This is a genomic window from Shinella sp. Sh6 (assembly GCF_055392685.1).
Window position 1 is genome coordinate 3,472,439 of record NZ_AP044005.1, and the last position, 23,339, is coordinate 3,495,777.

The 23,339-nt window shown below is 65.9% G+C and carries 27 protein-coding genes, 1 tRNA gene and 1 pseudogene; 20 read left to right on the top strand and 9 right to left on the bottom strand.

The annotated features are described in order from the left end of the window. Positions 1-58: 58 nt before the first annotated feature. On the top strand, positions 59-850 hold the full coding sequence (locus tag ACZ5TO_RS16585) for an IclR family transcriptional regulator (protein WP_184144897.1): 792 nt from the start codon (positions 59-61) through the stop codon (positions 848-850). Here the strand turns inward: ACZ5TO_RS16585 and ACZ5TO_RS16590 are convergent. The 4 genes from ACZ5TO_RS16590 to ACZ5TO_RS16605 form a co-directional block, all read right to left on the bottom strand. Continuing rightward, positions 847-2,052: a TIGR03862 family flavoprotein gene (locus ACZ5TO_RS16590; RefSeq protein ID WP_464798879.1), complete on the bottom strand. Its 1,206-nt coding sequence runs from the start codon at positions 2,050-2,052 to the stop codon at positions 847-849. The two genes, ACZ5TO_RS16585 and ACZ5TO_RS16590, sit on opposite strands and share 4 nt — an antisense overlap. 65 nt (positions 2,053-2,117) lie before the next feature. Continuing rightward, complete coding sequence (locus ACZ5TO_RS16595; protein WP_464798880.1) at positions 2,118-2,582, bottom strand: hypothetical protein; 465 nt, start codon at positions 2,580-2,582, stop codon at positions 2,118-2,120. Positions 2,583-2,633: 51 nt separating this feature from the next. Next, positions 2,634-4,256, bottom strand: a complete 1,623-nt coding sequence (locus tag ACZ5TO_RS16600; RefSeq protein ID WP_464798881.1) for an ABC-F family ATP-binding cassette domain-containing protein — start codon at positions 4,254-4,256, stop codon at positions 2,634-2,636. Between the two features lie 115 nt (positions 4,257-4,371). After that, positions 4,372-4,461, bottom strand: a tRNA-Ser gene (locus ACZ5TO_RS16605). 339 nt (positions 4,462-4,800) lie between these two features. Between ACZ5TO_RS16605 and rplU the strand changes: the two are divergent. From rplU to ACZ5TO_RS16625, 4 genes and pseudogenes are all read left to right on the top strand, one after another. Further along, positions 4,801-5,112, top strand: a pseudogene (gene rplU / locus ACZ5TO_RS16610) (50S ribosomal protein L21); the annotation flags it as partial. A gap of 88 nt (positions 5,113-5,200) precedes the next feature. Next, positions 5,201-5,470: a 50S ribosomal protein L27 gene (gene rpmA, locus ACZ5TO_RS16615; RefSeq protein ID WP_184144911.1), complete on the top strand. Its 270-nt coding sequence runs from the start codon at positions 5,201-5,203 to the stop codon at positions 5,468-5,470. A 127-nt stretch (positions 5,471-5,597) separates the two neighbouring features. Then, the gene (locus ACZ5TO_RS16620; RefSeq protein ID WP_464798882.1) at positions 5,598-6,230 is read left to right on the top strand and encodes a GNAT family N-acetyltransferase; all 633 of its coding nucleotides are present in this window, start codon (positions 5,598-5,600) and stop codon (positions 6,228-6,230) included. Next, positions 6,227-6,817 (top strand): GNAT family N-acetyltransferase, encoded by a 591-nt coding sequence (locus ACZ5TO_RS16625; protein ID WP_464798883.1) that lies wholly within the window; start codon positions 6,227-6,229, stop codon positions 6,815-6,817. The genes ACZ5TO_RS16620 and ACZ5TO_RS16625 overlap by 4 nt, the downstream gene beginning before the upstream one ends. Before the next feature lie 33 nt (positions 6,818-6,850). On the opposite strand, the gene ACZ5TO_RS16630 is transcribed toward ACZ5TO_RS16625, so the two are convergent. Then, entirely contained in the window at positions 6,851-7,711 is an 861-nt protein-coding gene (locus ACZ5TO_RS16630; protein ID WP_464798884.1) for an endonuclease/exonuclease/phosphatase family protein, read from the bottom strand. Between the two features lie 85 nt (positions 7,712-7,796). On the opposite strand from ACZ5TO_RS16630, the gene obgE reads away from it, so the two are divergent. The 10 genes from obgE to ACZ5TO_RS16680 all read left to right on the top strand — a co-directional run bounded on the left by obgE (position 7,797) and on the right by ACZ5TO_RS16680 (position 17,587). Then, entirely contained in the window at positions 7,797-8,801 is a 1,005-nt protein-coding gene (gene obgE / locus ACZ5TO_RS16635) for a GTPase ObgE (protein ID WP_464798885.1), read from the top strand. Position 8,802: 1 nt separating this feature from the next. Next, entirely contained in the window at positions 8,803-9,972 is a 1,170-nt protein-coding gene (gene proB, locus ACZ5TO_RS16640; protein WP_464798886.1) for a glutamate 5-kinase, read from the top strand. After that, positions 9,965-11,245 (top strand): glutamate-5-semialdehyde dehydrogenase, encoded by a 1,281-nt coding sequence (locus ACZ5TO_RS16645; protein WP_464798887.1) that lies wholly within the window; start codon positions 9,965-9,967, stop codon positions 11,243-11,245. The genes proB and ACZ5TO_RS16645 overlap by 8 nt, the downstream gene beginning before the upstream one ends. A 37-nt stretch (positions 11,246-11,282) precedes the next feature. Continuing rightward, entirely contained in the window at positions 11,283-11,888 is a 606-nt protein-coding gene (locus ACZ5TO_RS16650; RefSeq protein WP_184144933.1) for a nicotinate-nucleotide adenylyltransferase, read from the top strand. A 51-nt stretch (positions 11,889-11,939) separates the two neighbouring features. After that, positions 11,940-12,398: a ribosome silencing factor gene (rsfS, locus tag ACZ5TO_RS16655; RefSeq protein ID WP_184144934.1), complete on the top strand. Its 459-nt coding sequence runs from the start codon at positions 11,940-11,942 to the stop codon at positions 12,396-12,398. A 48-nt stretch (positions 12,399-12,446) separates the two neighbouring features. After that, positions 12,447-12,929 (top strand): 23S rRNA (pseudouridine(1915)-N(3))-methyltransferase RlmH, encoded by a 483-nt coding sequence (gene rlmH, locus ACZ5TO_RS16660; RefSeq protein ID WP_184144918.1) that lies wholly within the window; start codon positions 12,447-12,449, stop codon positions 12,927-12,929. A gap of 114 nt (positions 12,930-13,043) precedes the next feature. Further along, positions 13,044-14,474, top strand: coding sequence for a murein hydrolase activator EnvC family protein (locus ACZ5TO_RS16665; RefSeq protein ID WP_464798888.1), 1,431 nt, complete (start codon positions 13,044-13,046; stop codon positions 14,472-14,474). Next, positions 14,464-15,786 (top strand): S41 family peptidase, encoded by a 1,323-nt coding sequence (locus ACZ5TO_RS16670; RefSeq protein ID WP_184144920.1) that lies wholly within the window; start codon positions 14,464-14,466, stop codon positions 15,784-15,786. Before ACZ5TO_RS16665 ends, ACZ5TO_RS16670 begins: the two co-directional genes overlap by 11 nt. A 73-nt stretch (positions 15,787-15,859) precedes the next feature. Continuing rightward, positions 15,860-17,050, top strand: coding sequence for a divergent polysaccharide deacetylase family protein (locus ACZ5TO_RS16675; RefSeq protein WP_464798889.1), 1,191 nt, complete (start codon positions 15,860-15,862; stop codon positions 17,048-17,050). A gap of 9 nt (positions 17,051-17,059) precedes the next feature. Further along, entirely contained in the window at positions 17,060-17,587 is a 528-nt protein-coding gene (locus tag ACZ5TO_RS16680; protein WP_464798890.1) for an RNA pyrophosphohydrolase, read from the top strand. A gap of 142 nt (positions 17,588-17,729) precedes the next feature. Here ACZ5TO_RS16680 and bfr read toward each other — a convergent pair whose 3' ends face one another. Both bfr and ACZ5TO_RS16690 read right to left on the bottom strand, forming a co-directional pair. Further along, positions 17,730-18,215 carry a bacterioferritin gene (gene bfr, locus ACZ5TO_RS16685; protein WP_184144923.1) on the bottom strand — a complete coding sequence of 162 codons (486 nt, stop codon included), beginning with the start codon at positions 18,213-18,215 and terminating at the stop codon, positions 17,730-17,732. Next, positions 18,181-18,492, bottom strand: coding sequence for a (2Fe-2S)-binding protein (locus tag ACZ5TO_RS16690; RefSeq protein WP_184144924.1), 312 nt, complete (start codon positions 18,490-18,492; stop codon positions 18,181-18,183). The genes bfr and ACZ5TO_RS16690 overlap by 35 nt, the downstream gene beginning before the upstream one ends. A gap of 356 nt (positions 18,493-18,848) precedes the next feature. Between ACZ5TO_RS16690 and ACZ5TO_RS16695 the strand changes: the two genes are divergently transcribed. Beyond that, a complete protein-coding gene (locus ACZ5TO_RS16695) occupies positions 18,849-19,283 on the top strand; it encodes a metallopeptidase family protein (protein ID WP_184144925.1) in 435 nt (144 codons plus the stop codon). Between the two features lie 138 nt (positions 19,284-19,421). On the opposite strand, the gene ACZ5TO_RS16700 is transcribed toward ACZ5TO_RS16695, so the two are convergent. Next, positions 19,422-19,628: a DUF1737 domain-containing protein gene (locus tag ACZ5TO_RS16700; RefSeq protein ID WP_184145674.1), complete on the bottom strand. Its 207-nt coding sequence runs from the start codon at positions 19,626-19,628 to the stop codon at positions 19,422-19,424. Beyond that, on the bottom strand, positions 19,625-20,536 hold the full coding sequence (locus ACZ5TO_RS16705) for an HpcH/HpaI aldolase/citrate lyase family protein (RefSeq protein WP_464798891.1): 912 nt from the start codon (positions 20,534-20,536) through the stop codon (positions 19,625-19,627). Before ACZ5TO_RS16705 ends, ACZ5TO_RS16700 begins: the two co-directional genes overlap by 4 nt. 107 nt (positions 20,537-20,643) lie before the next feature. Between ACZ5TO_RS16705 and ACZ5TO_RS16710 the strand changes: the two genes are divergently transcribed. The 4 genes from ACZ5TO_RS16710 to leuB all read left to right on the top strand — a co-directional run bounded on the left by ACZ5TO_RS16710 (position 20,644) and on the right by leuB (position 23,242). Next, entirely contained in the window at positions 20,644-20,892 is a 249-nt protein-coding gene (locus tag ACZ5TO_RS16710) for a hypothetical protein (RefSeq protein WP_184145672.1), read from the top strand. Positions 20,893-21,041: 149 nt separating this feature from the next. Continuing rightward, the gene (gene leuD / locus ACZ5TO_RS16715; RefSeq protein WP_184145671.1) at positions 21,042-21,647 is read left to right on the top strand and encodes a 3-isopropylmalate dehydratase small subunit; all 606 of its coding nucleotides are present in this window, start codon (positions 21,042-21,044) and stop codon (positions 21,645-21,647) included. Positions 21,648-21,651: 4 nt separating this feature from the next. After that, the gene (locus tag ACZ5TO_RS16720; protein WP_464798892.1) at positions 21,652-22,032 is read left to right on the top strand and encodes a RidA family protein; all 381 of its coding nucleotides are present in this window, start codon (positions 21,652-21,654) and stop codon (positions 22,030-22,032) included. A gap of 97 nt (positions 22,033-22,129) precedes the next feature. Further along, on the top strand, positions 22,130-23,242 hold the full coding sequence (gene leuB / locus ACZ5TO_RS16725) for a 3-isopropylmalate dehydrogenase (protein ID WP_184145669.1): 1,113 nt from the start codon (positions 22,130-22,132) through the stop codon (positions 23,240-23,242). Positions 23,243-23,339 lie beyond the last annotated feature (97 nt).

Sequence of the window (23,339 nt, forward strand, 5' to 3'; positions counted from 1 at the left end):
GATTGACAGACGCTTCCGGCGGCGGGAGAAGTTGGGCGAAGACAGGGAAGGAATGGAAATGGACGCGATTTCGGACGAAGCAGGGGCGAAGCGGGCCCGCGGGCTCGACCGGGCCTTCGAGATCCTCGACTTCCTGCGCCAGAAGCGGCAGGCGCTGAAGCCGAACGAGATCGCCGCGCAGATCGGCGCGCCGCGCTCATCAGTCTACGAGCTGGTCAACCTGCTGCTGCGCAACGGCATTTTGGAATTTTCCGGCGGCGAGGGCCGCGTCTATCTCGGCCGCAAGCTCTATTTCCTCGGCGCGGCCTACGAGAACCATTTCGACTTCACGCGCGAATGCGAGGCCGCGCTCGACTGGCTGGCCGACGAGACGCGCGAGACCGCGCAGTTCTGCATGCTGGACGGCAACAAATACACGGTGGTGCGCATGCGCGAGGGCGCGCGCCCCTTCCGCATCTCCACCGACATCGGCCAGTCCGTGCCGATCCCGTGGACGGCCTCCGGCCGCCTTCTCGTCGCGCATATGAGCGACGAGGAAATCCTTGCCTTCATTCCCCCGCAGGATTTCCGCCTGCCGGACGGCAAATGGCTCGATTCGGCGCAGTTCCTCGCCGAGGTGCGGCGGGCCGATGCGGACGGCTTCTTCACCTTCAACAGCATCGTCGACAGCTTCACCCATTGCTTCGCCGTGCCGGTGATGGGCGAGGAAGGCCACGCGGCCGCAACGCTCTGCCTCGTCGCCCCGCGCGCCGACGGGCTTGCCAACCGCGAGCGCTACCTCGACTGCCTGAAGGCCGCCGCCGCCCGCCTCGGCCAGGCACCGACGGGCGCGAAGCGGGTCCTCGCCTAGCTGGATAGCCAGCGATCCATGCCCTCGGCGGCCGCCCGGCCGGTGGCAAAGCAGGCGGTCAGCAGATAGCCGCCGGTCGGCGCTTCCCAGTCGAGCATTTCGCCCGCAGCGAAGATGCCCGGCAGCGCCTTCAGCATGTAGCCTTCATCCAGGGCGTCGAAACGGACGCCGCCGGCCGAAGAGATCGCCTCATCGATCGGCCGCGGCCGAAGGAGGGCAAGCGGCAATGCCTTGATCGCGGCGGCCAATGCGTCCGGCGAAAGCCGCGCCGCATCGGGCCGGCTTTCGCGCAGCAGCGCCGCCTTGACACCGTCGAGCCCCGCTCCCTTGCGCAGGCGCGTCGAAAGGCTCGCCTTGCCGCCCTGCCGCGCGAGATCCGCCGCCAGCCGCTCGGCGGTTCGCCCCGGTGCCAGATCGAGGATCAAGGTCGCCTTGCCTTCCCCCTCCAGCCGGTCGCGCAACGCCGCGGCGTGGGCATAGATCAGGCTGCCCTCCACGCCCGTGTGCGAAATGACGAACTCGCCGGGAATGACCCCGGCCGGCGAAGACGCGACGACGCCCTTGACCGGTGCGCCTGCAAATTTCTCCGCGAAGAAGGCCGACCAATCGACATCGAAACCGCAATTGGCCGGACGGAAGGGCGCGATATCGATGCCCCGGTCCGCGAGCCATCCGACCCAGGCAGCATCCGAGCCGAGCCGCGGCCAGCTCGCGCCGCCGAGCGCAAGCAATACCGCGTCGAAGCCCATCGTCACCTCGCCCGCCGGTGTCTCGACCCGCAATCCCTCCGGCGCAAAACCCGTCCAGCGGTGGCGCACGCGGATATCGGCGCCCTGCGTCTCCAGCCGCACCCGCCAGGCCCGAAGCAGGGGAGAGGCTTTCATGACGGTCGGGAACACCCGGCCGGACGAGCCGACGAAGGTCCCGGTCCCGAGCCCCGCCGCCCAGATGCGCACATCCTCGGGCGTGAAGGCATCGAGCGCCGCGGAAAGCCGCCCGCTCGCCGCGCCGAAGCGGGTGGCGAAACGTTCATGGGCTTCCGAATGGGTGATGTTGAGGCCGGATTTTCCGGCGAGCAGGAACTTGCGGCCGATGGTCGGCATCGCCTCCAGCACCGTGACGGCATGGCCGCGCGCCGACAGCACCTCTGCCGCCATCAGCCCGGCCGGCCCGCCGCCGACGATCCCGATCCGCTTGCCCATGCCGCCTCTTACCTCGAAACTCTCCGCCGTCCTCATAGAGCGCCCGAAGGGCCGATGCCAGCGCCTCAGTCGCCCGGCGGCACGTATTTCCGCGTGAAGGGCACACCGTTGAACGTGTGCGTGCAGCAGGCGCAGGCCGGCTCCATGTCCTCGACGCGAAGCATCGGATCGACCAGTCGCAGCCGGTTGTCTTCGTCGACATGGAGGCCGGAATAATAGGAGCTTTCGCCGATCCGCACGAAGGGCTGCCGCTCGGCCTCGGACCGCGCGACCAGCCAGAAGATCGGCTCCGCCCTGTCGAGCCGCGCCACCGCCTCGGCATGGACGGCATCCCAGTCCTCACCGACCCGCGACAGCAGGAACCTGAAGAGCGGCGTATAATCCAGCCCGCGCCGGGAATTGCCGCCCATGGCCCCCGCATGCGCGCGGTCCTCACGCCGGCGCGACCAGCGATAGTCGCCGCCCGATCCATGATGCACGCCATGGGTCCGCGTGTTGACGCTGCGGTAAAGCGGTTTCTTCCGGTCCATCCGTCCCCTCCGCCGTTCGGCCTTTCATAGCCCGAAACGGCGGCAGGCGCATCAGCCGTGAAGGCCCGGCGCCTCCTGGCCGGTCTGCGCGACATATTCGCTGTAGCCGCCCGGATACTGATGGACGTCCTCGCCGTTCAGCTCCAGAACGCGGTTCGACAGCGCGCCGAGGAAGCGGCGGTCGTGTGAGACGAAGAGCATGGTGCCCTCGTAGTCCGAAAGCGCCTTGATCAGCATTTCCTTCGTGTCGAGGTCGAGATGGTTCGTCGGCTCGTCGAGGATCAGGAAATTCGGCGGGTCGAACAGCATCGCCGCCATGACCAGCCGCGCCTTCTCGCCGCCGGACAGCACCCGGCACTTCTTCTCGACGTCGTCGCCGGAAAAGCCGAAGCAGCCGGCAAGCGTCCTCAGCGGTCCCTGCCCCGCGCGCGGGAACTCCCGCTCCAGCCATTCGAAGACGGTGAGGTCGCCGTCGAGCAGATCCATCGCATGCTGTGCAAAGTATCCGACCTTGACGCTCGCCCCGATCGTCACGCTGCCGGCATCCGGATCGGCGGCACCGGCAACGAGCTTCAGCAGCGTCGACTTGCCAGCGCCGTTGACGCCCATCACGCACCAGCGCTCCTTGCGGCGGACGAGGAAGCTGAAATCCCGGTAGATCGTGCGGCTGCCATAGACCTTGCCGACATTCTTGAGGTTGACGACATCCTCGCCCGAGCGCGGCGCCGGCTGGAACTCGAACATCACGGTCTGGCGCCGGCGCGGCGGCTCGACGCGCTCGATCTTGTCGAGCTTCTTGACGCGGCTCTGCACCTGCGCGGCATGGGAGGCGCGCGCCTTGAACCGCTCGATGAACTTGATCTCCTTGGCGAGCATGGCCTGCTGGCGCTCGAACTGCGCCTGCTGCTGCTTCTCGTTCTGCGCGCGCTGCTGCTCGTAGAAACCGTAGTCGCCGGAATAGGTGGTGAGCGAGCCGGCGTCGATCTCGATGATCTTGGTGACGATGCGGTTCATGAACTCGCGGTCGTGCGAGGTCATCAGCAGCGCACCCTCGTAACCTTTCAGGAACTGCTCCAGCCAGATCAGGCTTTCGAGGTCGAGATGGTTGCTCGGTTCGTCGAGCAGCATGACGTCCGGCCGCATGAGGAGGATGCGGGCGAGCGCCACGCGCATCTTCCAGCCGCCCGAAAGCTTGTCGACGTCGCCGTCCATCATCTCCTGGCTGAAGCCGAGGCCGGCCAGCACCTCGCGCGCCCGGCTCTCCAGCCCGTAGCCGTCGAGCTCCTCGTAGCGCGCCTGCACCTCGCCGTAGCGCTCGATGATCGCATCCATCTCATCCAGCTTGTCCGGATCGACCATCGCCGCTTCCAGTTCGCGCAGCGCGGCGGCGACCGAGCTCACCGGCCCCGCCCCGTCCATCACCTCGGTAACGGCGCTCCGCCCGGCCATCTCGCCGACATCCTGGCTGAAATAGCCGATGGTGACGGCCTTCTCGACAGAGACCTGCCCCTCGTCCGGCTGCTCCTGCCCGGTGATCATGCGGAAAAGCGTCGTCTTGCCCGCCCCGTTCGGCCCGACAAGCCCGATCTTCTCCCCGCGGTTCAGCGCGGCGGACGCCTCGATATAGAGAATGCGGTGGCTGTTGGACTTGCTGATATTCTCGATGCGGATCATGAAAAGCCGGGCCTCGTGACGATCCGCGCCCTATGACACGACGCAGCGCGTCAAGTCCATGCGCTCCCCGAAGGAAAGCCGCTAAATCGGACAGCAGGTTTGGAAAAGAAGGATATGGCGGAGAGGGTGGGATTCGAACCCACGATACCCTTGCAGGTATGCCGCATTTCGAGTGCGGTGCATTCGACCTCTCTGCCACCTCTCCGCATCGGGTCGGCGCTTTTCAGCGCGGGCGGTACATAGCGGGTGTGGGACGGGCTTGCAAGGGGGCTGGCGTGCGGAAACGCCATCTATTTGTCATGGTGACGGAAATGTCCTTGACAGTTTTCATCGCCTCACCTATTGCGCAAGGTGCAGTGGCATGGGCCCGACCCGTGCCGCGACGCTGGTTCTTTGTGCCGCATCACCTTGTCTTTGGCAAGCGTTGCCCGCAGGGAACCGTTTGAGCCGGCGGTGCGCCAATGCATCGTCATTTTCGCGACTGACAAAAAGACGGCCTTGTCCTTCGGGGCAAAGAGCCGGCACGAACATGAAAGGATATAAAATGTTCGCAGTCATCAAGACCGGCGGTAAGCAGTACCGCGTGGCCGCCAACGACGTCCTGACGGTTGAGAAGCTGTCCGGCGACGCTGGTGCAAAGATCGAATTCACCGAAGTGCTGATGGTCGGCGTCGGCGCCGACGCCACGATCGGCGCGCCCTTCGTCGAAGGCGCCATCGTGACCGCCGAAGTCGTCGAGCATGGCCGGGCCAAGAAGGTCATCGCCTTCAAGAAGCGCCGCCGCCAGAACTCCAAGCGCTCGCGCGGTCATCGTCAGCACAACACGACCGTCCGCATCATCGACATCGCAGCCGCCGGCGGCAAGGCAAAGAAGGCTTCCAAGAAGTCTGAAGCCGCTGCCGAAGCAGCAGCCGAATAATCCGGACAGGTAAAGGAGAACTCCCATGGCACACAAGAAAGCTGGCGGTTCCTCGCGCAACGGTCGCGATTCCGAGTCCAAGCGCCTTGGCGTGAAGAAGTTTGGCGGCGAAGCCGTCATCGCAGGCAACATCATCGTGCGCCAGCGCGGCACGCAGTGGCATCCCGGTGCCAATGTCGGCCTCGGCAAGGATCACACGATCTTCGCCCTTACGGCTGGCAATGTGAATTTCCGTACGAAGGCCAACGGTCGCGTCTACGTGTCCGTAATGCCGAAAGCGGAAGCAGCGGAATAAGCCGGTAGCGCTCTAAAACAGCCGGCGTCTCATCGACCCGGCTGACGCCACAGGTTTCGGACCTGCAAGACAAAAGGGGAGATGAGGCAAGACCTTATCTCCCCTTTTTGCTCTGGAGGAACGAGCCATGCAGACCGAACTCATGCGGGAAGACCAATCCCGGTCTCCCAAGGAAAGACTGAGGCCGGAACGGCCGAGGACCGATTGCCCGATCTTGCTGTCGCAGAGGCTCGTTATGAGAGCCCCGCACGAAGACGACATCGACGCCCTTGCCCATCTCGCCAACAACGCCAACATCGCCAACATGGTCGCCCGCATGCCGCACCCCTACACGGTCGCGGATGCCGCCGATTTCGTGCGACGCACACGCGCCGGCGCGATTGGCAAGTGCGTCTATGCCATTACCAAAGCCGACAACGGCGCCTTCCTCGGCTGCTGCGGGATCGAGCCGCACGAGGACGGACGCACGGTCGAACTCGGCTACTGGCTGGGCGAACCCTACTGGAACGAGGGCTATGCGACCGAAGCGGCGCACACGCTGATCGACATGGTCTTCCGCACCCGCGACATCGAGCAGATCGATGCGCGCTGCCGGGTCATGAACATCCCCTCGCGCCGGGTCATCCAGAAGTGCGGCTTCCAGTTCCAGGCGACCGGCATGGTCCAGAGCATCGCCGGCGGCGGCATGGTCCCGGTCGAATGGTACAGGCTCGACCGCAAGACCTGGGTCTCGCTGAAGAGCTGGGGAGGCCTGCGATGAACGTCCTGCAGGCTCCGGCGGAACGCCGGCATGCTTCCGGCCCCGGCTCCGCGCCGACCGTCGCGACGGCGCGCCTCACCCTGCGCCCGCACCGGCCTGCCGATGCGGACGCCATCGCCCGGTCGTTGAACGACTTCGCCGTCTCGCGCATGCTGGCGCGGGTGCCCGCCCCCTATGACCGGCAGGACGCGAGCGAATGGCTTTCACTCGTCGCCACCGATCTCAGCGAGGACTGGACGCTGGCGATCACCGCCGGCGACGACGTCCATATCGGCTGCGTCGCCTTCGAGTGGCGCGGCCGGGAGTGGCATCTCGGCTACTGGCTGAACCGCTTCTACTGGGGGCGGGGCTACATGAGCGAGGCGGTCCGGGCCGCAACGGGCCGCTTCCTGATGCGCATGCCGGGCACGGAAATCCGCTCCGGCGTCTTCGCCGACAACCTCGCCTCGCTGCGGGTGCAGGAAAAGGCGGGGTTCCGCATCACGGGATGCAGCGAGACCTTCTGCGTCGCGCGCGGCGCGATGGTCCCGCATATCGAGACGCGGCTGGAGCCGGGCGATTTCCGCCCGGCAATGCCGCGGCACTGAAAACGGCCGGGGCGGAGCGATCCGCCCCGCCGCTCACGACAGCTCGAACCACACGGGCATGTGGTCGGAGCCGAAGGCGGTCTCGTCGACCCAGGCATCCGTCAGCCGTTCCACGAGGCCGTGGCTGAGGAAGCAATAGTCGAGGAAGAGGCGGTCGGCATGGTCCTGCGGGTTGATCCAGCTGAAGCTTGCGGCGTGCCGCTTGCCGAGTCCGGCGATCGCATCGACCGGATGGGTCGCGCGGATCTGGCGGCCGTAGAGCCCGTCCACGCCGCCGACCATCTCGCAATATTCCGGCGATTCCGGCACCATGTTGAAATCGCCCATCAGGACGTAGTCCTGCGGCACCGGCGGCTCGGCAAGGCCGAACTCGTGGGCGCCGGAGATCGCCCCGCCCTCGAAGGCGTAGAGCTGCGCGCGGTCCTTGAGATAGCGGATCTGCGCGATGCGCTCGTCGCGGTGGACGTGGTCGAGATGCACGGAATAGACGCGGATCGGCCCGCCGGGCGTCTCGATCACCGCCTCGGTCGCGCCGCGCTGCAGGTTGAGCTTGTCGAGCGTGCGCGTGCGGGGCAGGGGGATGAGGCGCGACGACAGGATCGGCCAGCGGGAGAAGATCATGTTGCCGAACTGGAAGCGGCGATTGACGACACGCCCCTTCTCGATGGCCGAGCCCGCATCGAGATCGCAGGCCGGCCAGTAGACGGAATAGTGGTTGGCAAGGAGCGTGCGCAGTTCCGCCACCATGTCGACATGGCCGTTGCGGTGGAAATTGCGGGTGACTTCCTGCAGCGCGATGATATCGGCGCCGTGGATGGACGAGACGATGCGGGGCAGGTCGAGGCGGTCGTCGAGGCCGATGCCGTACTGGACGTTGTAGCTGACGAATTTCACGATAGTCTTTGACCTCTTACGGAAGCGTCTGTATCGAAGACGGCAAAACGAGCATGACCACACGAACAAAGCGAACGGCGAGCCGATGAAGTTCCTGGACGAAGCAAAAGTCTATATCCGGTCCGGCGACGGCGGGGCAGGGGCTGTCTCGTTCCGCCGCGAAAAATTCATCGAATTCGGCGGCCCGGACGGCGGCGACGGCGGGCGCGGCGGCGACGTGTGGGTTGAGGCCGTCAACGGTCTCAACACGCTGATCGACTTCCGCTACCAGCAGCATTTCAAGGCCTCGATCGGCACGCACGGCATGGGCCGCAACCGCACCGGCGCCAACGGCGCCAGCGTGACGCTGAAAGTGCCGGTCGGCACGCAGATCTTCGAGGAAGACAACGAGACGCTGATCGTCGACCTCGTGACGGAAGGCCAGCGCTTCAAGCTCGCCGCCGGCGGCAACGGCGGCTTCGGCAACGCGCATTTCAAATCCTCGACCAACCAGGCGCCGAACTGGGCCAATCCCGGCCTTGCCGGCGAGGAGAAGACCCTCTGGCTGCGGCTGAAGCTGATCGCTGATGCCGGCCTCGTCGGCCTGCCGAATGCCGGCAAGTCGACCTTCCTTGCCACCTGCACCCGCGCCCGGCCGAAGATCGCCAACTATCCCTTCACGACGCTGCACCCGAACCTCGGCGTCGCCACCATCGACGGGCGCGAGTTCATCATCGCCGACATTCCAGGCCTCATCGAGGGCGCGCATGAGGGCGTCGGCCTCGGCGACCGTTTCCTCGGCCATGTCGAGCGCACCCGCGTGCTCCTCCATCTCGTCTCCGCGCAGGAAGAGGACGTCGCGAAGGCCTACAAGACCGTGCGCCACGAGCTGGAGGCCTACGGCGAGGGCATCACCGACAAGCCGGAGATCGTCGCCCTGTCGCAGATCGACGTGGTCGACGCGGACGAGCTCAAGAAGAAGGCCAAGGCGCTGGCGAAGGCTTGCGGCAAGACCCCGCTGCAGCTTTCGGCCGTCGCCGGCATCGGCATGACCGAGACGCTCCGCGCACTGCGCACCGTCATCACCGATCCCGAAGGCACCGGCGAGTGACATGACGAAGCATCGCAGACCGCTGGCAAAACACCGCCGGATCGTCATCAAGATCGGCTCCGCCCTGCTCGTCGACCGGGCGGCGGGGCTGAAGAAGGCGTGGCTCGAGGCGATCTGCCGGGATATCGCGGCGCTCAGGGCCGGCGGCACCGACGTGCTCGTCGTCTCCTCGGGCGCCATCGCGCTCGGGCGTTCCGTGCTGAAGGTGCCGGCCGGCACGCTGAAGCTGGAGGAAAGCCAGGCCGCCGCCGCCGTCGGCCAGATCGCGCTTGCCCGCGCCTGGTCGGAAAGCCTGTCGGCGGACGGCATCGTCGCCGGCCAGATCCTGCTGACGCTCGGCGATACGGAAGAGCGCCGCCGCTATCTCAACGCGCGCGCGACGATCAGCCAGCTCCTCAAGCTCGGCGCCGTGCCGATCATCAACGAGAACGACACGGTCGCGACCACCGAGATCCGCTACGGCGACAACGACCGCCTCGCCGCACGCGTCGCCACCATGACGGGCGCGGACCTTCTCGTCCTGCTCTCCGATATCGACGGGCTCTACACGGCCCCGCCCCATCTCGACCCCGACGCCCGCTTCCTCGAGACGATCGAGGCGATCACGCCGGAGATCGAGGCGATGGCGGGCGGCGCGGCCTCGGAACTCTCGCGCGGCGGCATGCGCACCAAGATCGACGCGGGCAAGATCGCGACGGGCGCCGGCTGCGCCATGATCATCGCCTCCGGCAAGGTCGACCATCCGCTCAGCGCCATCGAGGAAGGCGCTCGCTCTTCCTGGTTCGCGCCGTCCGGTTCGCCCGTGACGGCACGCAAGACCTGGATTGCCGGGCAGCTCCAGCCGGCCGGCCGCATCGAGATCGATGCGGGCGCAGAGACGGCGCTTGCCGCCGGCAAGAGCCTGCTTCCCGCCGGCGTGCGCGGCGTCTGGGGCAGCTTTTCGCGCGGCGACACCGTTTCGATCTATGGTGCGAACGGGCGCGAGATCGCCCGGGGGCTCGCCGGCTACGATGCCGACGAGGCGCGGCTGATCGCCGGGAAGAAATCCGCGGAGATCGCCGATATCCTCGGCCATGCCGGCCGCGCCGCGATGGTGCACAGGGACGATCTCGTCGTGACCGGGCTTGCCGCGCCGGCCGGCGAGCGCGCAAGGGATGCCAGCCATGCTTGACCAGGTGAAGACCACCGACATCGACGCGCTGATGGCCGAAATCGGCCGCAATGCCCGCGCCGCCGCCCGGCCGCTCGCCACCGCCACGACGGAGGCGAAGAACCGGGCGCTGCAGGCCATGGCCGCGGAAATCCTTGCGAACCGCGACACGATCCTTGCCGCCAATGCCCTCGACCTTGCCCATGCGCGGGAAAGCGGGGTCGCGGCCTCCTTCCTCGACCGGCTGACGCTGACGGCCGAGCGCATCGAGGGTATCGCCGGCGCGATCCGCGACATCGCCGGCCTCAAGGACCCGGTCGGCGACGTCATCGCCGAATGGGACCGGCCGAACGGCCTGCACATCGAGCGCGTGCGCACACCGCTCGGCGTCATCGGCGTCATCTACGAGAGCCGACCGAACGTGACGGCCGATGCCGGGGCGCTTTGCCTCAAGGCCGGCAATGCCGTGATCCTTCGCGGCGGATCGGACAACGTGAATTCATCGCAGGCTATCCATTCCTGCCTCGTCGCCGGCCTCAAGGCCGCCGGCCTGCCGGAGCACGCGATCCAGTACGTGCCGGTGACGGACCGCGCCGCCGTGGGCGCCATGCTGTCCGGCCTCGGCGGCGCCATCGACGTCATCGTGCCGCGCGGCGGGAAAAGCCTCGTCGCCCGCGTGCAGAGCGAGGCGCGCGTGCCGGTCTTCGCCCATCTCGAAGGCCTCTGCCACATCTATGTCGACAAATCCGCCGACCTCGCCATGGCGAAGGAGATCGTCGTCAACGCCAAGATGCGCCGCACGGGCGTCTGCGGCGCGATGGAAACGCTGCTCGTCGATCGCGCCGTCGCGGAGACGCACCTCGCCCCGCTCGTCGAAAGCCTCCGCGCCGCCGGCTGCGAGGTGCGCGCGACGGACGAGATCCGCGCCCGCATCGCGGGTCTCGTGCCCGCGACGGAAGCGGACTGGTCGACGGAATATCTCGACGCCATCGTCTCCGTCGCCCTGGTCGACGGCATTTCCGGCGCGATCGAGCACATCAACCGCTGGTCCTCGGCCCATACGGAAGCCGTGATCGCGGAGGACCCGGCGGTCGTCGAGCGCTTCTTCGGCGAGATCGATTCGGCGATCCTCGTGCACAACGCCTCCACCCAGTTCGCCGACGGCGGCGAATTCGGCATGGGCGGCGAGATCGGCATCGCGACGGGCAAGATGCACGCGCGCGGCCCCGTCGGCGTCGAGCAGCTCACCTCCTTCAAGTACCGGGTGCGCGGCACCGGACAGGTGCGGCCCTGAGGTGACGCGGGACGCTGTCGCAGAGCGCTATCTGAGAATGCCCCATGTCGAGAAGGGCATGGCGGTCGGCCTGTTCGGCGGCTCGTTCAACCCGCCGCACCAGGGCCATGCGCTCGTTGCCGAAACGGCGCTGCGCCGGCTCGGCCTCGACCAGCTCTGGTGGATGGTGACGCCTGGCAACCCCTTGAAGGACCACAGGGAACTTGCCCCGCTTGCCGAGCGCATCCGTCTCAGCGAGGAAATCGCGCCCGATCCGCGCGTCCGGGTGACGGCCTTCGAGAAGCGCCTCGGCCAGAGCTATACGGCAAAGACGCTGGAGCGCGTGCAGGCACTGAACCGCGGCGTCCATTTCGTCTGGATCATGGGCGCCGACAATCTCGGCACCTTCCACCGCTGGCAGAACTGGCAGAAGATCGCCCGCACCTTCCCCATCGCCGTCATCGACCGGCCGGGCTCGACGCTCTCCTACCTCTCCTCGCGCATGGCCAAGACCTTCGACTATGCCCGCATCGACGAGGAGGACGCGATGTCCCTGCCGGGCCGCAGGGCGCCGGCCTGGACCTTCATCCACGGGCCGCGCTCGGCGCTGAGTTCCACGGCGCTGCGGCACCAGGCGCTAGAGAAAACCATCCCTCAGAAGTGACGTCTTGAAACTGATACCCATCGGTGCCTACATTTAGTAGGTACCGGCAGCATTTGCCGGTACGGACGTGCTGTTCTGGTAAAGAAAGGAACGAACCTGACAACAGTGCACGCAAAGGGGAACGTCGTTGGCGTTTTCTCCAGGAGCGCGGGCCGCAGCGACGATGCCGCCGACCGTGCCCTTCAACTGGTCCTCGCAAGTCTCGAGGACTCCAAGGCAGAAGATATCGTCACCATCAACATTGCCGGCAAATCGGCGCTCGGCGACTACATGGTGGTCGTATCCGGACGCTCGAACCGTCATGTCATGGCGATCGCCGATCACCTCATCACCGACATCAAGGACGAAGGCCTGGGCAATGCCCGCGTCGAGGGCCTGGAAGCGGGCGACTGGGTGCTGATCGACACAGGTGACATCATCATCCATGTGTTCCGGCCGGAAATCCGGGAGTTCTACAACATCGAACGGATGTGGGCGGCTCCCGAGATCGAGGACGGCACCGTACACTGAACATGCGCCGGGCACCTGTCCGGCAGGAAACGGGCAGGATCGCGGGCAATGCGGGTTGGACTTTTTTCGGTTGGACGGCTGAAGGCCGGCCCTGAGAAGGAGCTTGCGGCCCGCTACATCGACCGCTTCGCCAAGGCCGGCCCCGCCGTCGGCCTCGATCTCGGCAGGATGGCCGAGGTCGGCGAGAGCCGCGCCGGCAATGCCGAGACGCGCAAGCGCGAGGAAGCGGCGATGCTGGAAAAGGCACTGCCCGACGGCGCCGTGCTGATCCTGCTCGACGAGCGCGGCAAATCGCTCGATTCCCCCGCCTTTGCCGATCTTCTCGCCGGCTTCCGCGATGCGGGCAAGCGCGACCTGATGATCGCCATCGGCGGGGCCGACGGGCTCGACCCTTCCCTTTACGAGCGGGCCGACGCCACGCTCTGCCTCGGCAAGATGACCTGGCCGCACCAGCTCGCGCGCATCCTGCTTGCCGAACAGCTCTACCGCGCCGTCACCATCCTGTCCGGCCACCCCTATCACCGCGTTTGACGGAACGTCACCGCCGCGCAAGCCCGAAGCGGCAGGATGAGCCGTATTTTCGGCGCTGTTTCTTGGCGAAATCGCCAAATCAGCATAGAGCGGGTGACGAACGGTCGGGGAACGATGGAAAAAGCCGGCACAGCCAGTCGGGGTGAGGGGGCAGGCCGCCTGTTGCGGCCGGCGCTGCTCTCGGCCGTCCTGGCGCTGGCGCTCGTTTCCCATCCCCTTGCCGCCGGGCAGGACGAGGGCGATGTCGCGCTCGAAAAGACCGGCTCGCTGCCGCGGGCCGAACCCGACCCCGTCGCCGCGCTCGCCCTTCGCCGCGACAGCACGCGCCGCGAGCTTGAAGCCCTCTCCCAGTCCATCACCGTCTCCTCGGAAAAGACGAGACAGCTCGAAGCCGAGATCGCCGAACTGGAGAAGACGAAGCAGTCGCTGCGCGATGCGATCGTCAAGTCCGCCGCGCTCCGCAAGGAGATGGAGCAGAAGATCCTCGACGGCGAGAAGCGGCTGGAAGGCATGCGCGACCGCGAGGCGGCCGTGCGCGCCTCGCTGCACGAGCGCCGCGGCCTTCTTGCCGAAGTGCTCGCCGCCCTCCAGCGCATGGGCCGCAACCCGCCGCCGGCGCTGCTGGTGACGCCCGAGGACGCGCTGTCCTCCGTGCGCAGCGCCATCCTTCTCGGCGCCGTCGTGCCGGGCATCCGCAAGGAGACGGACGAGCTCGTCGCCGACCTCAAGGACCTGATGACGGTGAAGGCCGGGATCGACAGCGAGCGCGCCGAGCTTGCCTCGGCGATGCAGTCGCGCGTCGAGGAGGAGAAGCGCTCCGAGCTGCTGATCGCCGGGAACGAGGCGCTGACGGAAAAGAACAGCCGCACGCTCGAAGCCGAACGGCGCCGGGCGGAGGAACTTGCCGGCCGCGCCACCAGCCTCGAAGGCCTGATCGGCAGCCTGGAGCAGGAGATCGGCTCGGTGCGCGAGGCCGCCGCGATCGCCCGCGCGAAGGAAGCCGAACGGCAGAACCAGACGGACGCCGAACGCGAGAAGGCACGCGAGCTCGCGCGCCAGTCCGTGCCCGACAAAAACCGCATTGCTCCAGCATACGAATTCTCCGAACTGCAGGCAAAACTCGATTATCCCGCGGCAGGAGACGTCCTTCGCCAGTTCGGCGAGCCGGACGGCACCGGCCATGATTCGCAGGGCGTGACGCTCGCGACCAATCCCGGCGCGCTCGTCACGGCACCTTCGGACGGATGGATCGTCTTTGCCGGCACATTCCGCAGTTACGGGCGCATGATCATCCTGAACGCGGGCGAGGGCTACCATCTCGTCCTTGCCGGCATGGACAGGGTGAACGTGCGGGAGGGTCAATTCGTCGTGGCCGGCGAGCCGCTTGCCGTGATGGGTGAAAAAAGGGTCGCGAGTGTCAACGCTTTGACGCTGGAAACGGACAAGCCGACACTTTACATTGAATTCCGAAAGAACGGAAAACCGGTTGATTCCCGGCCGTGGTGGTCCGCAAGAGATTCTGGAAAGGCACGCAATGATACGTAAGGCTTCACTTGTTATTGTCGGTGCACTCATGGGTGCCACGGCCATGACTGTCATCAATACCGTCACGCAGCCGGCCGAAGCCGCGGGCTCGTCGACCTATCGCGAGCTTTCCATCTTCGGCGACGTCTTCGAGCGCGTGCGCGCCCAGTACGTGACCCCGCCGAACGAAGAACAGCTCATCGAGAACGCCATCAACGGCATGCTCACCTCGCTCGACCCGCATTCCTCCTACATGAATGCCAAGGACGCCGAGGACATGCGCACCCAGACGCGCGGCGAATTCGGCGGCCTCGGCATCGAGGTGACGATGGAGGACGAACTCGTCAAGGTCATCACCCCGATCGACGACACGCCGGCCGCCCGCGCGGGCGTTCTTGCCGGCGACTTCATCTCGAAGATCGACGGACAGGACGTGCGCGGCCTGAAGCTGGAAGACGCGGTCGAGAAGATGCGCGGCGCGGTCAACACGCCGATCAAGCTGACGCTGATCCGCAAGGGCGCCGACAAGCCGATCGAGCTGACCATCATGCGCGACATCATCGCCGTGAAGGCGGTCAAGTCCCGCGTCGAGGGGGATGTCGGGTATCTGCGCGTCATCTCCTTCACGGAGAAGACCTATGACGACCTCGAAGCCGCGATCGCCAAGATCAAGGAAGAGGTCCCGGCCGACAAGCTGAAGGGCTACGTGCTGGACCTGCGCCTCAACCCCGGCGGCCTGCTCGACCAGGCGATCAACGTCTCCGACGCCTTCCTCGAACGCGGCGAGGTCGTCTCGACCCGCGGCCGCAACGAGGACGAGACCCGCCGCTTCAACGCGACGCCGGGCGACGACGTCGACGGCAAGCCGGTGATCGTGCTGGTCAACGGCGGCTCGGCCTCGGCTTCGGAAATCGTCGCCGGCGCCCTGCAGGACCTTCGCCGCGCCACGGTCGTCGGCACGCGCTCCTTCGGCAAGGGCTCCGTCCAGACCATCATCCCGATGGGCGATGCGGGCGCGCTGCGCCTGACGACGGCGCTCTATTACACGCCGTCCGGCAAGTCGATCCAGGGCACCGGCATCACGCCGGACATCACCGTCGAGCAGCCGCTGCCGCCCGAGCTTCAGGGCAAGCTGGAAACCGCCGGCGAATCCAGCCTGCGCGGCCATATCCAAGGCCAGAGCGAGACGGACCAGGGCTCCGGCTCGTCCGCCTACGTTCCGCCGGAAGCCAAGGACGATGTGCAGCTCCAGTACGCGCTGGAACTGCTGCGCGGCCAGAAGACGGACCCGTCCTTCCCGGCCAATCCGGAAAAGGCCGAACTGAAGAAGTAAGCCGAAATCACGGGGCCTGCCCACAAGGCGGGCCCCGTTTTCCCATGCACCCTCCGGCCGGCGCGGACTGACCTTGGGCACAGACATTCACGCACCTCTCGGCCAGGACCGCAAGGCAAGGCCAGGACCGTCGGGACCCTCGCGGTTCTCCGCCGGCACCGTCGTGTTTTCCCTCGTTGCCGCCGGCCTTCTCGGCTTTTCCGCCTGGACCGCCCTGGCGCCGAGCGGCCTTGCCACGGCACCGCTTGATCTTCCGGCCAGCGAGACGGCCGGAACTGACAAGGCCGACCTCAAGACCGCCGAGGCGAAGGACGGCGTGCGCCGCGCCAACGGCCTTTCCGGCGCGAATGTCCGCGAGACGCTGACCGACGACGGCAATGTGGTGCGCACCTATAGGCCGGGCGCCCGCGACGGCGACGGGCCGCTCGTCATCGAAGCGAGCCGCGTCGGCCAGGACCCGCGCACCGCCGCCTTCCCCAACGACGACCTGCTGGAAGAGACGCCGGAGGGCAAGATCCCGGTCATCGGCCTCGACGGCACGCGGCCGATGGACCAGTACGCCCGGCCGTGGTCCGGCGCGCGCGGCACGCGGGTCGCCATCGTCGTCGGCGGGCTCGGCCTCAGCCAGACGGGCACGCAGCGCGCCATCCGCGACCTTCCGGGCGAGGTGACGCTGGCCTTCGCCGCGAGCGGCAACAGCCTGCCGCGCTGGATGCAGGAGGCGCGCCGCAGCGGCCACGAAATCCTCTTGCAGATGCCGCTGGAGCCCTTCGACTACCCGCAGACCGATCCCGGCCCCTATACGCTGCGCACCGACGCCGGCACGGCGAAGAACCTTTCCGAGCTGCACCGGGCCATGGCGCAGATCACCAACTATACCGGTATCGTGAACTTCATGGGCGGCCGCTTCCTCTCCGACGCCGATGCGCTGGAGCCGGTGATGCGCGACGTTGCCAGCCGCGGCCTCCTCTTCCTCGACGACGGCAGCTCGGCCCAGTCGCTTTCCGGCACCGTGGCCGGCGCCATCGAGGCACCGCACGCCTTCGCCGATCTCCAGCTCGACGGCGAGCTTTCGCGCCCGGCCGTGCTGAAGAAGCTCGACGAGCTGGAGCGCATCGCACGGCGCAACGGCACGGCGATCGGCATCGCCTCCGCCTTCGACGAAAGTGTGGACGCGATCCGCGAATGGTGCGAGGAAGCAAGCGGCCGCGGCATCGAGATCGTCGGCGTCGCATCGCTCGCGGCCGTCCCCGCCAGGAAATAGGAACATTCGATGGGCAAGGAAAAGGACAAGGTGGTTCGGGCCGAGGACCTGCCCTACCGCCCCTGTGTCGGCATCATGGTGCTGAACGCGGACAACAAGGTCTGGGCCGGCCGGCGCATACCCGTCGGCAATTCCGAATATGACGGCTCGCCGCAGCTCTGGCAGATGCCGCAGGGCGGTATCGACAAGGGCGAGGATCCGCTGGAGGCCGCCTATCGCGAGCTCTACGAGGAGACCGGCATGAGAAGCGTCTCGCTTCTCGCCGATGCGGGACGCTGGATCAATTACGACCTGCCCGCCCATCTCGTCGGCATCGGCCTCAAGGGAAAATATCGCGGCCAGACGCAGCGCTGGTTCGCCTTCCGCTTCGAGGGTCCCGAAAGCGAGATCGCCATCAACCCGCCGCCGGGCGGCCATACGGCGGAATTCGACGCCTGGGAATGGAAGCCGATGCGCGACCTGCCCGAACTGATCGTCTCCTTCAAGCGCAAGGTCTACGAAGAGGTCGTCGCCGCCTTCGCCCACCTGGCACCGTGAAGGAACGGCCCGACCCCTCTGCCGTCATCCTCGGGCTTGACCCGAGGATCCAGACTCCACAACACCAGCGGTGTTCGCCGCCTCGGCTGAAACAAAAATCCCCGGCAAGGCCGGGGATTTCCGCATTGAAGGTTGCCGAAGCTTATTCGGCTTCGTTGGCCGGCGCGGCGTTGAGCTGGCCGTATTTTTCCTCGCCGAGCTTGCCGAGCAGGTCGAGCTGGGTTTCGAGGAAGTCGATATGGCCTTCCTCGTCCGCCAGCAGCTCCTCGAAGAGCTTCATGGTGACGTAGTCGCCGGCGTCGTGACAGATATCGCGCGACTTCTTGTAGGCCGTGCGCGCGTCGTATTCGCCGGCAAGGTCGGCTTCCAGCACTTCCTTGACGTTCTGGCCGATGCGCAGCGGCGCGACGGTCTGCAGGTTCGGATGGCCTTCGAGGAAGATGATGCGGGCGACGAGCTTATCGGCGTGCTGCATCTCTTCGATGGACTCGGCGCGCTCCTTCTTGGCGAGAAGCGTGTAACCCCAGTCCTCGAGAAGGCGGTAGTGGAGCCAGTACTGGTTGACAGCACCCAGCTCGAGATAGAGCGCTTCGTTAAGCTGCTCGATGACCTTTTTGTCGCCTTTCAAGATCCGCTCTCCTGTTTTCTTCATGGAATTGTTTGAGGCGGGTCATGAAATCAAATATCTCGGCATCCGTCGAGTCACGGCGGGCGTGGTACTGCTCGGTGGTGCGGATGATGATGTCCACCACATTGGGGAAACAGCCGCAGCAGCGGCCCCGCTTCTGCATCGCGTGGTAGACCTTTGCGGGCACGATGAGCTGCCAACAGTCCTCGTCGAGGAGGCCGTTGATCGTGTCGACGATTTCCTTTTCGGTGATGAAGTTGCAACTGCAAACGAGCATTTCGACTTGCCTGTCATACGCAAAGCACTGAGTTTCCGGGATTAAGCAAAAGAAGACCTTCGGTGTCAAGAATGAACAGGTCAGCCCTGCTGACCGATCTTTTTAGAGCGGTTCTAATCTTGAATAAAAAGATCGTCTTTTCATGGTGTTACAGTCCTGCTTCCTCCGGATCATCCATGGGCAACTGCGTCAAACTGACCGATCACATTTTGTTGCATAACCCGCTTCCGCCGCCCCGTCTTTTCGCTGAAGACACCATGGCCCGCCCGGCCTCCGTGCCGAATCGAGGCCCGCCATGCAAATTCATCCCTCGAAAAACCCTTGAAATCGTCTATATGACGGGCAAAGGAGAGCCCATGGCCCGCATTGACCAGAGCGAGGATTGGCGCAACCGCCATGCCCCGACCATCAGCACGTTCGAATCCCTGGCGCTGGAGGCCTATGGCCACCTGCCGGAGGAGTTCCGTGCGCTGACGGGCAACCTCATCATCGAGATCGCAGAATTCCCGAGCGACGACGTCTTCGAGGACATGGCGCTGGAAACGCCCTTCGACCTTCTGGGTCTCTTCGAGGGCCGCGGCATCAGCGAGCGCTTCACCGTGGAAACCGGCGAGATGCCCAACCGCATCACCCTCTACCGCCGCCCGATCCTCGACTACTGGGCGGAGAACGAGGAAACATTGGGCGATATCGTCACCCACGTCCTCATCCACGAGATCGGCCACCATTTCGGCCTGTCCGACGACGACATGGAGCGCATCGAGGCGAGCGCGGAGATCGCGGCGGGCTGAGACTGGCGTAACCAAGCCAGGCCACCTATCCATCGTCATGGTCGGGCTTGACCCGACCATCCATCGCCGTTGCGGCAGCTGGATCCTCGGGTCAAGCCTGAGGATGACGGAGGAGGGAGAGAGCTGGCTTAAACGCCCTCACTGTTCCGACAGCTTGATATCCGGCGTATACTCCTTGCCCGGAACGTCCTTCACCACGGCCTGGCCGCATTGCATGACCTTGGCCTCGGCATTGTAAGCATAGGTCGGCGAGCCGTGCAGGTCCCAGCCCTTGTTGAGGGCCAGCGTCACCTTGTGGCAGAACGAGGCATCGTCCGGGGCGGTCAGGAAGCGGTAGACTTTCATGTTTTCGTCTTTCTCTCGTTGATCAGGTCGACCTTAGCGAGCAGGCGCCCGGCCTGGTCGGCGTGGAGCTTTTCGACCATGCGGCCGGCAATATTGACGACGGCCTTGCCGGCATTGTCCGGCGCGGCGAAGGCGGCGACGATGGCGAGCGCCTCGGCGGCCTCGGCCTCCGTCACGCCGAAGGCCGTGTTGGCCGCCTCGATCTGCACGGGATGGATCAGCATCTTGCCGTCGAACCCCATCTGGCGGGCCTGCCGGCATTCCGCCTCGAAGGCGTCCTCGTCGGAAAAGTCGTTGAAGACGGCGTCGACGACGTCGAGCCCCGAGGCGCGCGCGGCGACGACCACCTGAAGCAGCAGCGGCACGAGGAAGGGACGGCCGGCCATGTCGGCGATGCCGGTTTCCTTGCGCAGGTCGTTGAGGCCGACGACGAAGCAGTCGAGCCGGCCGCCATGAGTGCGGCCGATCTCGGCGATGGCAGCAAGGTTGAGGAGGCCGGCCGCCGTTTCGATCATCGCCCACAGGCGCGGCCCGTCATCCGCCCCGGCCTCGGAAAGCCAGTCGGCGACAGTGAGCACGTCCTGCGGCTCCGAGACCTTCGGCAAAAGCACCGCATCGGGCATGCAGGCGAGCACCGTTTCGAGGTCGAGCGCGCCGTCCGGCCCGTCGAGCGGATTGATGCGGATGACATGCTCGCGGCCGGACGTGCGGTCGAGCGCGGCAAAATGCGAAACGAGCGCGGCGCGCGCCTCCGCCTTCTTCTCCGGCAGGACGGAATCCTCCAGGTCGAAGATGATCGCGTCGCAATCGAGCGTCCTCGATTTGGCGAGCGCCCGGCCGTTGGCGGCGGGAACGCTGAGCACGGAGCGGCGAAGGCGAAGCGGGTGGTGGTGCGGTGTCCTGTTCATCCCCCCTTTGTGCCGCGCTTTGCCGCAGCCGGCAAGCACCGGCGATTTCGGCCTTGCAATGGACAAAATCGACCCCCACATTGCTCTCAGAGAAAGGGCAAATCAAAATGCAGCGTATCCGCTCCATCGTCTTCACCATCCTCGCCATGATGATCGCCGGCGCGACGTTCCTGTTCGCCGCCTCCGTTGGCCTTGCCATCGCCGGCATCGTTTCCGTGCTGATGATCGGCTCCATGCTTGCCGCAAAGCTCCAGCCGGCTCCCGTGCGTGCGACCGCCCGCAACGATCGCCGGGCACCCGGCCAGCGCGAGCCGCGCATCTGGAACGACGGCCGCGGCACGATCATCGACCTCTGAGAGAGGCTTCATTCCGACAGGGACACCCGGGCGTTTTTCGCGCCCGGCGGCTGCGTTTGCGGCCCATCGGCAAGTTTTCCCTTCAAATCCCGGGAAAACTGCTCTAAACGCTTCAGCAACCGACATCACCGCATTCCGAGGGTTTCCGCATGGACAAGTTCGTCAAGCTGACCGGCGTCGCCGCGCCGCTTCCCGTCGTCAATATCGACACGGACATGATCATTCCGAAGGATTACCTCAAGACGATCAAGCGCACCGGCCTCGGCACGGGCCTCTTCGCCGAGGCGCGCTACAACGAGGACGGCACGCCGAACCCGGATTTCGTGCTGAACAAGCCCGCCTACCAGAACGCCACGATCCTGGTGGCCGGCGACAATTTCGGCTGCGGCTCCTCGCGTGAGCATGCGCCGTGGGCGCTGCTCGACTTCGGCATCCGCTGCGTCATTTCCACGAGCTTCGCCGACATCTTCTACAACAACTGTTTCAAGAACGGCATCCTACCGATCGTCGTCAGCCCCGAGGACCTCGACAAGCTGATGGACGACGCCAGCCGCGGCTCCAACGCCGTGCTGACCGTGGACCTCGAAGCCCAGGAAATCACCGGCCCCGACGGCGGCCGCATCGGCTTCGAGATCGACGCCTTCCGCCGCCACTGCCTGCTGAACGGCCTCGACGACATCGGCCTGACGCTGGAAAAGGCGACCTCCATCGACAGCTTCGAGAAGAAGACCGCGTCCTCCCGCCCCTGGGCGTAAGGCCATGCGCCGGCTGATCTCGTCCGGCTCCCCATTCGAAGCGACGGCGGGCTATTCGCGCGCCGTCGTTTCCGGCGACTGGTGCTTCGTGTCCGGCACGACCGGCTACGACTATGCCACCATGACCATGCCGGAGAGCGTCGAGGACCAGACGCGCAACTGCCTGGCCACCATCGGCAAGGTCCTGGACGAGGCCGGCTTTTCCTTTTCCGATGTCGTGCGCTGTCACTACTATGTGACCGACGCCGCCTTCGCGACCCGTGTCTTCCCGATTCTCGGCGAGACGTTCGGCACGGTCCGCCCCGCCGCCACCATGGTGGTCTGCGGCCTGATCCGGCCGGAAATGCTGATCGAGATCGAGGTCACGGCGCTGCGCCAAAGCTGAGCGGACCTGCGCAAAAATCTTTCCTTCGAATGATTTTCCTTGAACGGAAGTTGCGCTAAGAAGCGCGCAACCCTTCCGTGACATCAAGGAAAATCCCATGACAGCGCGTACCCTCCTCCTCCTGCCCGGCGACGGCATCGGCCCGGAAGCCATGGCGGAAGTCCGCAAGATCATCGCCTATATGAACGCCGAACTCGGCGCCGGCTTTGAGACCGACGAAGGCCTCGTCGGCGGCTGTGCGTACGATGCCCATGGCGCGGCGATCTCGGAAGGCGACATGGAGAAGGCGCTTGCGGCGGACGCCGTGCTGTTCGGTGCCGTCGGCGGCCCGAAATGGGATGCCGTTCCCTATGAAGTCCGTCCGGAAGCCGGCCTCCTGCGCCTGCGCAAAGACCTGAAGCTCTTCGCGAACCTGCGCCCGGCCATCTGCTACCCGGCGCTTGCCAACGCCTCCTCGCTGAAGCCCGAGCTCGTCGAAGGCCTCGACATCCTCATCGTGCGCGAGCTGACGGGCGGCGTCTATTTCGGCGAGCCGAAGGAGATCATCGACCTCGGCAACGGCCAGAAGCGCGGCATCGACACCCAGGTCTACGACACCTACGAGATCGAGCGCATCGCCGGCGTCGCCTTCGAGCTCGCCCGCACCCGCAACAACCGCGTCTGCTCGATGGAAAAGCGCAACGTCATGAAGTCCGGCGTTCTCTGGAACCAGGTCGTGACGGAAACGCACAAGCGCAGCTATTCCGACGTGCAGCTCGAGCACATGCTGGCCGATGCCGGCGGCATGCAGCTCGTGCGCGCGCCCAAGCAGTTCGACGTCATCGTGACGGACAACCTCTTCGGCGACATGCTCTCCGACGTCGCGGCCATGCTGACGGGCTCGCTCGGCATGCTGCCGTCCGCCTCGCTCGGCGCCCCGGATGCCAAGACCGGCCAGCGCAAGGCACTCTACGAGCCCGTGCACGGCTCGGCGCCGGACATCGCCGGCAAGGGCATCGCCAACCCGATCGCCATGATCGCCTCCTTCGCCATGTGCCTGCGCTACTCGTTCAACATGGTCAAGGAAGCCGACAACCTTGAAAAGGCCATCGCCGAAGTCCTCGACAGCGGCGTGCGCACCGGCGACATCATGGCCGAAGGCTGCCGCAAGGTCGGCACCTCGGAAATGGGCGACACCATCCTTTCCGCCTTCCGGAAACTCTCGGCCTGAACCGGCTTATTGGACAGCGAGGCTCCCGGCATGTCCGGGAGCCTTTTTCGTTCACCTCCCTTGAAAAGCCGGCTTTTTCCGACACATGGAAGCCACG